Origin of the sequence: Desulfosporosinus sp. HMP52, assembly GCF_000765145.1 — a bacterium.
Lineage (GTDB): Bacteria > Bacillota > Desulfitobacteriia > Desulfitobacteriales > Desulfitobacteriaceae > Desulfosporosinus.
The window spans coordinates 1-11,889 of record NZ_JMGA01000031.1; the positions used below are offsets into that span (position 1 = coordinate 1).

Here is an 11,889-nt window from a genome sequence, read left to right on the forward strand (position 1 = left end):
AGACAGGCTACTACTATACTTTGTGCAATATTAGGTGCAAATTAAGCACACAGGTTATAAAGCTACTTCCAAATTCCTAATCTTTTCAGTAATCAATAACGGCAAGTCTGCCTTCTTTTCAGTATTATAATCATAAATGACAATCACTTCTTCCCCAGTTGTAGCTAGCCCAATTTTTTCGCTTACAATTATGTATTCCATGACAAAACTTGATTTGCCCATCGACTTAACTCTAGCACCAACCATTATTTGATCAGGATAAGCCAACGGCTTAAGGTACTTACAGATCGTTTGGGCCAGTATAACTCCTATACCCGTCTTGGTTTTGAATTCATCGAACCGGAGCCTTTTAAGATATTCAAGGCGAGCTTGTTCAAAGTATCTTACATAATAGATGTTTTTTACATGACCGGAAGCAGCCATCTCATTTTCAGTAATTGATATGCTTACTTGTACTGGAAAATCTCTTAAATCCATAGCACTCTCCTCTTTACAAAATATATATATTATGCATTTTTAACTGCGGCAAAACACCATTTCATTTAGTTTAACCCCTAAATTATTGGCGACAATCTCACACTTGGCTCGCAGCAAAAAATATAACCTCCTATCTTTTTTTCCAAGCTCTTCTAAGGATTCATAATTAGCCTGTCCCTTACTGATTACTAAGTCTGCAGATTTATATACATCCAGGAAATCAGACGAACAGTCTTCAAGAATCGTCCCAAGAAAGCCACTGCCGTTAGAAATAACGGGAATTTGATCTGTCATTCCCACATAAGTCGCGTCTTCCATAGTGGCATCATTTAAAATTGGTTGATCTTTAACGGCATAAGTCACCTTAACCCCAGATTTAAAAAGCTGTTCTGCTAATAACTTATCAAATACAATTTCTCCACTGTTATCTCCCAGAATTAATATCTCCTGGGCTTTATTTAGACCTTGCTGGAAAGAAGCATAATCGTCCCGCCTAAAACTTTTAGCCAACGCCTCCTGAATACTTTTCTCAACATCGAAATCTTTCAGAATCCCCATATCAATGATATTCCCGGCTACTGCGATTTGCAAAGACATTAACAGAGGATCTTCGCTTTTCTGAATTCTGTCTTTTAGTTGAGGAAGAAGTTCAAGAGCCAAATCATTAGACTCTTTTTTAGCCTTATGAAAGGGATCCTCGTTTCCCAACAATTCATTTGCTCTTCTAAGAATAATGGTCGAGTTCTCTGCAGGAGTTCTTTGAGGATCTAAGGTTGAAATAAGGGGGAGAGTTGCATTAATTATTTCTCTCGCTTTTTCCTCAGTGATTTCAGTTTGTGCCAAGGTATTGATGGTTTGCTTTATATAGCAAGGAATACATTCCAGAGTTACATTCACAAATAGGAGCCCCCTCTGTTTTATTTCCCGATTAATTGACTCTCCACATTATAAAGAATCTCACAATCACACTGTCCACCATTCTTTTTGAATACATCGATTATCTCGTTAATCTTTCCCCTTTTAAATTGCATCTGAGTTAAGATTTGCTTAGTTAAACGAAGGGTATGGTCACATGACAACCCAGAGAGCTTCTCGTTTAATTTATAAAAAAACATTCTCCGAAAGAGCAGACTCAATAATACACAATCCTTATTTAAGGTTGCTTTCTCTTCATTAAATAGTAAATCATACTCCAGTGCAAATGTCTGTATATCTGAAACAAGTCGTCTCTTAACTTCTTCTTTGATAAGTTTTTTATCGTTTAAAACCTGCGGATTTGACGCAAGGTGTTGACTAATTTCTTTGCCTATTTCTATATTATCTGTTTCCTTATCGTTAGATAGCTGCATTAAAACATAGCCTCCAGTAATTCAAAGTTTTATTGCAGTATGTACTTAACCAAACAAATTATACGCTTTAGTTTTCATCCTAATTCTCCGGATTATATAAGTTCTTAAACGCAGATATAAATTCATTTTCTACACTTGCAAAATCCCGAAGTGAAAATTCATGTTCCATCCCCTTGTCCGGTGGGACATCGAAAATTGGAAACTCCATTAATGTTTCAAACTCATAGTGTAAAAGAGTATCATCTACATTTTCAATCTGTTTCCGTTCTTCATCCGACAAATCCCCCAGACCAAATCTATCATAAATAACACTTTGTAATTTTTCCTCAATAGCAAAGTACTGCGGGAGGTTTTTCTTGACCGGCCTTGTCAAATCTGAAATATAGCTTTCACTAGCATCATGTATAAGGCATCCGAGTTGTACTCGCTTAGAATACCCCCGGCTTTTGGCCTCTTTATAGCAATGAATTGAGTGCTGAGCCACTGAGTAAAAGTGGCTGCAATGTCCATTGGCCCTGGTCATCAGTGATAAAGAATGGGCAATATCTTCAATCTTAATGTCTTCCATAATTGGCTCCAATGGAAAGAACTTGATCTTTGAGTAGGTTAGTATGTAGTCGGACATGTTTACCTCACTTATAGTTTGGATTTTATCAATATATTATTAATTTCTTTCTTAGATCATAAACTATTATTTAGCTTTCTGTAAAGAGAACGTGATAGAACAAAAAAACCCCCACACAATTTGTATAGGGGCGCGTAATTCTTGGAATGAAATTAAATAACTCTACAACCTCATCCCGCCATTAACACTTAAATTATGACCGGTTATATACGAAGAATCATCAGAAGCTAAGAAAAGAGCTGCCTTAGCAATTTCCGTCGGTTCGGCAAGTCTTCCCAACATAGTTTGCTTCGCGAATTTCTCCAGTAACTCTTGAGGAACTGTCTTTAAAATATCTGTCATTGTATAGCCTGGAGAAATTGCATTAACTCTCACTTGCGCTCCCTTCATGGCAAATTCTTTCGCCCAAGTTTTGGTCATCCCAATAATGCCAGCTTTTGACGCTGAATAATTAACCTGACCAATATTGCCATATTCTCCGACAACTGAAGATATATTGATAATAGATCCTTTACCATCAACCTGCATCATGGGGCCAATATAGCGAGTCAGATTATACGCACCTTTTAGATTTACGTCTATTACTAAGTTCCATTGTTCATCTGTCATTTTTCCGGTAAGGGCATCCCTAGTAATACCTGCATTATTCACTAGGATATCTACTTTACCATATTTCCCCTTAACGTAATCAGCTAAAACTTTGCAAGCTTTGCCATCGGTTACATTCAGTTCATACCCTTCGACATTATCATTTTTATATTGTAAAACTTCTATATCACAGGCAATAACTATAGCTCCGGCTTTTGCAAATTCTTCTGCCATCGCCCGTCCGATACCTCTGGTTCCTCCAGTAATAACGGCCACTTTGCCCTCTAATCTCATTAACCCCATCATCTCCTTCCCCACTGATTACTTTTCACGCTTTAATAGCCACTCCGCAATTTTAGGTGCAATGACATGATGAGATTTTGAGCTGACATACATTCCGATATGACCTATTGGGTATGAAACTAGTTCTTTATCTTTACTCCCAACATAATCTAACAATGGTCTTGTCGATTCCGGAGGAACTATATGATCTTCGTCTCCACATATGGTTAAAACCGGCATGGTAATTTTCTTTAGATCAACCACCCTACCCCCGATATCAAAGGTTCCTTTAATCAGTCTATTTTCTTGATACAATTCTTTAATAAACCGTCTAAATGCCTCTCCCGACTGATCTGGACTGTCTAGGATCCATTTTTCCATACGAATAAAATTGGCGGCTGTATCAGGGTTTTCTAAATTATCCACTATACTTACATATTTATTAAGCATTAACTGGAACGGTTTAAGAAAATCAAAACCTCCGTTTAGAAATTCCCCCGGGATAACACCATACGTATCAACCAGATTATCTACATTCATATCTTTACTCCACTTAAATAAATAACCATCCTTAGCCTTTCTCCCCGCTTCAAAATCAATGGGAGTTACCATAGTAACCAGGTTTTTAACCTTTTCTGGATTTAAAGCGGTGTAAATAGCGGAAAACGTTCCTCCTTGGCAAACTCCAATGATATTTACCTTCGTCGAATCAGTTCTTTTGAGAATCTCATTAACGGTATTTTCAATATAGACGTCAATATAATCCTCTAACGTTACATATTTATCTTGTGCAGTCGGGTATCCCCAATCAATAATATACAGATCCAAACCGAGTTCCAGCAAATTTTTAATTACACTACGGTCTTGTTGAATATCCATCATATATTGTCGATTAACTAGGGCATAGATGATAAGTGTAGGAACTTTACTAACTTTTTTGGCTAACGGTTTATAGTGAAATACCTTCATTTTGTCTTCTTTGTAAAAAAGCTCTTTAGGGGTCTTATTTGATTCTGTATCTTTTAAATTCAATAATACATCGATTCCATGGATGAATTTTTTCTGGTATTCGAACAAATCGTCGAAAGATTTCTCTAAGTCAATCGGAAAATATGGTAACATCATCAAATCCTCCTTTGTCGGATAATCAACTGATTGTCACTGTATTGGCTTTAATTTCCTTGAGCATAATTACTTCCTTTTTCAAGGCTCTTACTTCTCTTTTTAAATCATCAAGTGTTCTATACAGACTATCCATATCAGTTCTTGTAGGATAGGGTAAGAATTTAAGCGTATTTTCTAACAAACTATCAAATTCTTTTTTGAAATTAACCCCAGCATCCATTACCTGTGATATTAACTTAGAAAACTCATCTGTTCCGAATAATTTATGATAGGCTGCCTCATTTTGTTTCCACCAATATTCGTAAAATTCTTTAAAGGTTTTAGGGTTATTGCCTTTTACTAACATCTCTTGGTAATCTTTTATAATCTTTTCAAAGGTTTCCTGACTTACTTTGGCCATAGTTGCAAAAAATTCACTCATTGTGTTAATAAAGTTGATTGAGGCATTAATGCTATGCATTTGTTTTTGCATTAGTTCTCGATTCATTGAAAATATAGGCATATTAAAGATTTTCCCATACGTCGATGAGAACTTTTCATTCCATAGTTTTACAAACTCGATATAGGCAGTTTTATCTCCAGTAATGCTTTTTGTTAATAGGTTTTGTAAGGTTTGAGAGCCTTCTAACCATGGATGTAAAAACTTTTGGCTTGTATCTGTTGATAATGAATAGATTTCGATGAACTTCTTAGAGAAATTTTGCACTTGCTCAGGCAAATAAAAAATGAAATTACTGGACAATAGTTTCTGATAGTCTTTAATCCATTTATTACAAAAAGTAATTGGGTCACTATCTTTTCCAGTAAAAGTCTTAATTAGATCTTCCCAAATTTCATATAGATTCTGATAGATGTTAGCTCCGGAAAAAATTTTATTGAACTGCAATGGAAAAAATACTTTGGATATATTTTTAAGATATTGATCATTGAATTCAAACCATTGCTTAGTCATCTCCTGAGTGGGTCTTAGGCTTTCTTCAAAATCACTATTCGGCTCCTCCTTCTTACCTTGAGCTTTATCTTTAGGAGTTACCACCACATTCATAAGATCCTGCCAATAATCAAACATCTTTTTTTGGTTCTCAAAATACATTTCCATAAAATCCATGTTCTCACTCATTTTCAATTCCTCCCTTGTCAGAAAAAGCATTATGGATAAGTGCCAGATCTTTGGGATCGTATGCAAATTCACCTGGTAAAGTATCAAACTGAATTACAATAAAGACACCAACTTCGTCATGGTCAATTCCAACAACAGTACCAATACAGTGACTGATCGTCTCAACACGGTCTCCAACTTGAAACTCAAAAAGCATAATATCAGACCACCCTGTCATAGTTTTTGTAGCTTTTAGGATATTTCGGTATGCAAGATATTTGCAAGAATTTGATTCTGCAAAACATACTAATCATTAATGCTTTTGAAACCTTCTAAATTGTTGATCCTTACCACCTCTCTATAATTTATATTTTCAGAAAAATCGTACCAATTTATCATGATAAAATCCATAGAAAATCATTATATTGGTAATCATTTATATTTATTTACAATTAACCCTAGATAACCCACGAAGTTTGCTCTCATTATTTACTCATAGAAAAAGACTACTCACTGAGTAGCCTAATTGTTGTCGCCAAAAGTAACATAATAAAATTTCCGGATATCAATGGTGAATGATCTACCTCATCCGCTCCAACCTCTCATATAAATCCGTCCTTCTTCCCCGCTCCCAGGAACCATAGATCTTCTCTGATAGCTCCGGGGTCAGAGGGAGAGTGTCTAAACCATTCTCTTCATAATGCCTATGAATCTCTTGAGAGCAGCTTTCACAGAGATAACCCTCTCCGCCCCAAGCAAAACAAGTGCGCATTTTTGTATAGATATCCTCAAACTTATCCCTCATTATGTTACCAAAGGAGATATTTAAAAACTCACAGGGCTGGAGATCACCCTTGGCATTGATATAAAATCTGTCAGTCCCCCCGGCAGTACAGCCAAAAACCGACTTGTCTTCTTCAATGATTTGAGCAGAGATGGCCGGATAATTGGCTTTCTTTTTATGTAAATTGTATTGGTTTACCTTCCCTTTGACATATTCAATGTCCTGGGGGGAGAATTCGACAACTCCTTTTTCCAGCCACCCTCCCGCAGGTTTAGGTTTAATAATCTGGATCAGACAGGCCTTGAAATCCTTGGCTGTCTCCATAATTCCTTCGAATGTACCGTTATAAAAATCCTCCCGCTGCAAGCAGGTATTAAAAGCCACCGCCAAACCCGCTTCGTGGCACATCTCAACTCCAGCCTTCATGGTTTCCCAGGCAGAGTCTTTACCCATAAACATGTTAAAGAGCTTTGCGTCAGGGCTATGCAAAGAAAACATGACCGCGGTCACATTTAGCCCTCTAAGTTCTGCAAGTCTTTCTTTAGTCATGCCGGCACCTGTGGAATTAATCCAGATCTCAGATCTTGAATCAATAGCTTGGCATACCTGTTTAAGTCGTTCATAAGCAAAAAAAGGCTCTCCACCTTCGATATTAAAGAAAGCTATTCCCATCTCCTGAAGCTTACTGACAATCTCCAGTAATACTTCAATATCCACATCCTTACCCTTATCAAGTTTCTGATAACAATGCTGACAATGATAAGGGCAAGCTGAAGTAATCGATAACAAGACCGTGGTACAAGGCATCCTTTCCTTGAATTGACTAAACTTCCAGCAGGCGGTGAGAAACGCCGTCGACGGAAAGCCGGGGATATACAGTCCTAAGCATGTCTTGCCCTCAATCTCAACAAATTTATTCTGCTTCATTCTGGAGACAAAAAGAAGCAGCCTTCTTAATACTAAAATAAACTCTTTCAAAGAAAGCTCCCCTTTCCTCCGAGCTGAAAGAAAGCAGAAAAAAACACTTACTTTTAACCTTAAGTTAAAGATATTTCTCCTAAAACATGTAACATTCCTTACAGTTACCATAAGGAAACCTCCTTTCTATCATGAGTAAACTAGTTCAGCTAAGCAAAACATCGTCTTTGGTGAGGGACTATACTCCACCGAATCGGGAACCCCCCCTAAAAAGTGTTAGTCTCGAAATTTATCAAATTAAATCAAGCCTTGCTCCTTATACCAGGCAACTGTTCTTTTGATCCCATCCTCCAGACTAAAGGAGTTCCTAAAGCCTAGGATATGGTTGGCTTTTTCAATAGAAAACTCAATATTATCATAGAACATATTCACTCTCCCTCGAGTCAAGAGCGGTGGATTCTGAGCTTTAAATATTGTAAATAACAGTTCCATGAGAAAAGCAATCGGGTAGCTTAAGGCTTTAGGTAGGTTACCAGGTTTTCTTAACCCTGCTTCAGAACAGAATAAATCGTAGATTTTATCCATATTCTCAGGTTCCTCATTACCGATCAGCATACAATGCCTGCCTGTCAGCTGTTTTTTATAAGCTAAAAAATAGGCTCTAGCCAGGTCTCCCGCATAGATAACGTGAAATTTGTTATTCTTAGCACCCGGAACCAAGGGAATTCCAGCTTTCGCCGTTTTAAGGTATTCGTAAAATCCGGTGTTAAATTCTCTCTCTCCATAGACCCAAACAGGCTCTAAAATAGCCAAATTCAAATCATGCTTCTCGGCAAAAGCTAAACCCTCTTGCTTGGCCATTGCTTTTGTATCACGATAGTAGTTTAACTTGCAGGGAAAAAAGCTATCTCCCAAGTATGGGTAATTTGAATTATAGGGGGATTCCTCGTCCTTAAGGAGAAAGCTGTTTTCCTCACCATAGACAGAATTTGATCCCGTCATAAGAATGTTTTTTATGCCGGCCTGGACGCAAGCCTTTAATACATTCACTGTACCAGCAACATTCGTCTGGTAGAATTCCTGGTAGTTCCCCCAGTCCGCTACTTTAGCAGCATTGTGAATTACCCACTCATAACCCCTGAAAACTTCAGTTAAATCCCCGATATTTCTAATATCTCCTGTCTCTAGTTCCACAGGCAACCCTTCTAGGTTCGCTAATTGGCTCTCATTTCTTATCAAGCAGCCGACCTTGACCTGATTTTCGCAAAACTCTCTGGTAATATGACTCCCGATAAATCCTGTCCCACCTGTAATTAAAACCCCCTTCTTATCCATTTTCCTGATACCTCTTGAAAAGGATTAAAGCATTATGCCCGCCAAAACCATAAGAAGCAGATAAGGCATATTCAAGGGGAGTCGTGATCGTCTCCAAAGGAAGATTTAGATTATCCAGGGAATCAGCGGTTAAGTTACCATGGATTCTGGATTCTTTGATAGAAATTGCAGTTATAGCTGCTTCAAGAGCTCCACTGGCCCCGATACTGTGCCCCAATATCCCCTTTGTAGAATTTATAAAAGGTTGCTTGCTCCGATCCCCAAAAACCCTTTGAATAACCTTAGCCTCAATTTCGTCATTGGTTGTTGTCCCTGTGCCATGAGCATTCAGATAATCAACACTAATTCCTCGGCAAATTTTATCAAAAAGATCAGCAATGTTATCTCCGTTAGGCTCTATCTGAACTATGCTGTAGGCATCACTGCCTGCCTCATACCCTACAATCTCTGCATAAATATCTGCCCCTCTAGCTCGAGCCCGTTCTAGCTCTTCCAGGACGAGAACACATCCTGCCCCTTCATTAAAGAGAAAACCGCTTCTTTGCCGCGAAAAAGGCTGAGGCCTTCCGTCTTCTGACCTAGTAAGAGTTGAGAGCATATCAAAGCCTCTCATGATTGCGCCCTTCTTTTCGGTTAATGCCTCAACACCACCTGCTAGAATGACATCACTTCTACCCCCACTAATAGCTCGATATCCCTCACCCAGAGCAAAAGTTCCCGAAGCACAGGAAGCATTAAGAGTGTAACTGAATCCATTAAGTCCAAAGAGGATGGATACCCAAGCTGCCGGGGAATTAGTCATCAGCATAGGAATGACCATTCTGTTAAACCTGGGTTTAACAGAATTTGAGGATAGGTTCGGGTTTCTTTCAGCATCTAACTTTTCAGTATCTGTGATATGGGCAGTATAGGAGTCGAAGGCTGTCTGCAGGCTGCTCATACCAATACCAATAATCGCCCCGCTGTTTTCCAAGCCCTCTACCTGCAGATACTTTTCTCCATTTGAAATTTTAAAGCCGGCATCTTCTAGGGCCAGCTTTGTACACAAGATGGAGATTCGCGCAGCCTCTTCCATCATTCCTTCCACTGACTTATGGAACCCTAGATCGGTTAAGGAAAAGATTGGTTTAGGTACGTAATACCTGGATTTAAACTTATAGTTTTGTTCATAACTCCCTGGAATCTCAGCCAGACAGGTTTTTTGTCCGAAAACACCTGCAGTGAAATCTCTGATACCAATTCCGCAAGCTGTAGCCGGCCCAATCCCCGTGATAACAACTCTTCGGTTCATTTCAATGCCTCCTTGAGAAAATTTACGACTTTCCGCAAATAGTCTTTAGGATCTGAGTAATCCCTAGCTCGCAGGTCATACGCCTGAAAATCTATCCCTCGTCCTTTTTCCCAAAGAATTTGGGAACCCGGTTCTTTAACCATTCCAATTTTCTGAAAGGTCAGTTTCTGCTCCTTTGCAATTCTTAGAAACTCCTCTTCTCCCTTTTCACTCAAGGTAAACAGCAATTCGTACTCCCCACATTCTCCTAAAAACAGCATCTCTTTAGGCAAGTTAAGAGTCTTAGCTAAAATTAATCCACTTTTCACATAGGGCAGGTTGTCAACGAAAAAACCTGTTCTGCTCATTTCTGAAATCATTCGTAAGGCATTGAAAACTCCATCGCTGGTATCTATACAGCAGCGGCTGTATTTCCGAATAAGCTCAGCTTCTTTATTTCTCAACCGCAAGAGGTTTTTCCATCCTCCTGTTAGACTCTTAACTAATAAGTTATCTCCATAAAGTTTGAGGGCGGCTTCCACATTCCCTCTGCCTATGCCACCGGTTATATATATTCCATCTCCCACCTTAGCCCCACTTCTCAATAAGGCTTGACTTTCAAGCTCTCCAATAACTGAACCGGTGTATCTCCAGGTTTTAGAAATCCCAAAATCCCCGCCTATAAAAGCTACCTCTGCTTCCTTAATTACCTGAGCGATTCCTCGAGCCAGCTTTTCAACATACTCTGTACTCCAGGAGTCTCGAACAACCATACTATGAGCATAAAACTTAGGAATCCCTCCTGAGGCCAGAATGTCACTGATACTGCCTATGGCCATATTCCAGCCCAGCCGATAAGGGTCATCCTCCCTAAATAAGTCTTCTTCCGAAAATTCATCAATATTATAGAGAAGCCCCTTACCGTGAAAGGTCACGATTTCCGCATCCGACTCAAATAGGTGATTAACTTGACTGGAACTCCTAGGCATTTGTTTATTGATAACTTCGATCAATTCTTTTTCTCTTCTCATCATCAACCTTCTCACTTAACCATCTATCGCCTATAGAAAGTAGACCCACCTACGGACAGATTACATCTAATGGGTCCCAAGCAGGCTCAATTCTACAGGGTAAAAACCCTCTTGGATCTCCATCAAACTCAACTTCATTATTCGTAGGATTTCCGAAAATCTCCATCTTGTGAACATAAAGCAAGGAGATTGTGGAATTATTAGCAAACTCATCCCCACTATATAGCTTTTTTAAAACATTAACCCAATTTACGAGACCAAGCTTTTGAATAATTAACCCATAGAGCCGAGAGTCGTTTAAAGCTAACTCATTTTTGACTTTTAGCCCAGACGCTATATAGGTGGTCTTACCCACAAAGATGTTGTAAACCTTCTCCAAAACCACTTGTTTTCCGTCAATACAGACAGAGAAGTTGAAGGGATGATAACTGATCAGCGCTTTCATCAGAGAAACTAAGGTTCCGGCAAAATCTCCGATATAGTCTCTTATCCCACTATTCGCCCCCCTGGCCACAGCGGCCCCAATCCCAATATTAGCGCAGCAGGCAAAATAACTGGTTTGCAGCTTTTCATGAGATAAACTTAGTGGCCGGCCGTCCAACGTTTCATCATATTCACTGAGATAGGTAATCTTAGCCATAGGAATTTGAATAGTCTTTCCCTCCAGAACAGCGCTGAGGGCCTGGTCAATTTCTAAGGGTAAATCATAGCTCTTGCAAAAATCCGGGCTGGTGCCTGTATGAATCACTGCCAGCTTTGCTTTAGAAATTCTTTTGCCCTCAAGATCATAAAACCCACTGATCACCCTGTTAATCGTTCCGTCTCCTCCAACAGCAAGGATCAGATCATAACCTTTTTTATTTCCTTCCACGGAGAAGGTATAAGCCTCATCTAAGGTCTTTGTCAGTTTATAATCAAACTTCACCCTATTATTATGTAGAAAAGCAAAAATTCTCTCAAACTTTGCTTTGCTTTTGCCCCCCTGGGAACCGGGGTTTAAGATCAA

13 protein-coding genes are annotated in these 11,889 nt (G+C 38.9%); all 13 read right to left on the reverse strand.

Translation table 11 applies throughout. The annotated features are described in order from the left end of the window. Nucleotides 1–54: 54 nt before the first annotated feature. Nucleotides 55–477, reverse strand: a complete 423-nt coding sequence (locus tag DP73_RS13025; RefSeq protein WP_034600074.1) for an acyl-CoA thioesterase — start codon at nucleotides 475–477, stop codon at nucleotides 55–57. A 39-nt stretch (nucleotides 478–516) separates the two neighbouring features. Next, nucleotides 517–1,374, reverse strand: a complete 858-nt coding sequence (locus tag DP73_RS13030) for an ARMT1-like domain-containing protein (protein ID WP_034600076.1) — start codon at nucleotides 1,372–1,374, stop codon at nucleotides 517–519. 20 nt (nucleotides 1,375–1,394) lie between these two features. Then, on the reverse strand, nucleotides 1,395–1,826 hold the full coding sequence (locus DP73_RS13035) for a DUF2695 domain-containing protein (RefSeq protein ID WP_034600078.1): 432 nt from the start codon (nucleotides 1,824–1,826) through the stop codon (nucleotides 1,395–1,397). 79 nt (nucleotides 1,827–1,905) lie between these two features. Next, the gene (locus DP73_RS13040; RefSeq protein WP_034600080.1) at nucleotides 1,906–2,451 is read right to left on the reverse strand and encodes a phosphohydrolase; all 546 of its coding nucleotides are present in this window, start codon (nucleotides 2,449–2,451) and stop codon (nucleotides 1,906–1,908) included. Between the two features lie 162 nt (nucleotides 2,452–2,613). Then, nucleotides 2,614–3,333, reverse strand: coding sequence for a 3-oxoacyl-ACP reductase FabG (gene fabG / locus DP73_RS13045; protein WP_034600081.1), 720 nt, complete (start codon nucleotides 3,331–3,333; stop codon nucleotides 2,614–2,616). A 27-nt stretch (nucleotides 3,334–3,360) separates the two neighbouring features. After that, on the reverse strand, nucleotides 3,361–4,446 hold the full coding sequence (gene phaC, locus DP73_RS13050; RefSeq protein ID WP_242865754.1) for a class III poly(R)-hydroxyalkanoic acid synthase subunit PhaC: 1,086 nt from the start codon (nucleotides 4,444–4,446) through the stop codon (nucleotides 3,361–3,363). A gap of 22 nt (nucleotides 4,447–4,468) precedes the next feature. Further along, the gene (locus DP73_RS13055; RefSeq protein ID WP_034600083.1) at nucleotides 4,469–5,566 is read right to left on the reverse strand and encodes a poly(R)-hydroxyalkanoic acid synthase subunit PhaE; all 1,098 of its coding nucleotides are present in this window, start codon (nucleotides 5,564–5,566) and stop codon (nucleotides 4,469–4,471) included. Beyond that, nucleotides 5,559–5,762: a hypothetical protein gene (locus tag DP73_RS13060; RefSeq protein WP_348982427.1), complete on the reverse strand. Its 204-nt coding sequence runs from the start codon at nucleotides 5,760–5,762 to the stop codon at nucleotides 5,559–5,561. Before DP73_RS13060 ends, DP73_RS13055 begins: the two co-directional genes overlap by 8 nt. Before the next feature lie 363 nt (nucleotides 5,763–6,125). Next, nucleotides 6,126–7,307, reverse strand: coding sequence for a radical SAM protein (locus DP73_RS13065; RefSeq protein ID WP_242865755.1), 1,182 nt, complete (start codon nucleotides 7,305–7,307; stop codon nucleotides 6,126–6,128). Nucleotides 7,308–7,544: 237 nt separating this feature from the next. Then, nucleotides 7,545–8,582, reverse strand: a complete 1,038-nt coding sequence (locus tag DP73_RS13070; RefSeq protein WP_034600086.1) for an NAD-dependent epimerase/dehydratase family protein — start codon at nucleotides 8,580–8,582, stop codon at nucleotides 7,545–7,547. Then, the gene (locus DP73_RS13075) at nucleotides 8,575–9,873 is read right to left on the reverse strand and encodes a beta-ketoacyl-[acyl-carrier-protein] synthase family protein (protein WP_034600087.1); all 1,299 of its coding nucleotides are present in this window, start codon (nucleotides 9,871–9,873) and stop codon (nucleotides 8,575–8,577) included. The genes DP73_RS13070 and DP73_RS13075 overlap by 8 nt, the downstream gene beginning before the upstream one ends. Further along, a complete protein-coding gene (locus DP73_RS13080) occupies nucleotides 9,870–10,886 on the reverse strand; it encodes an AIR synthase related protein (protein WP_242865756.1) in 1,017 nt (338 codons plus the stop codon). Before DP73_RS13080 ends, DP73_RS13075 begins: the two co-directional genes overlap by 4 nt. A 46-nt stretch (nucleotides 10,887–10,932) precedes the next feature. Continuing rightward, nucleotides 10,933–11,889: a diacylglycerol kinase family protein gene (locus DP73_RS13085; protein ID WP_242865757.1), complete on the reverse strand. Its 957-nt coding sequence runs from the start codon at nucleotides 11,887–11,889 to the stop codon at nucleotides 10,933–10,935.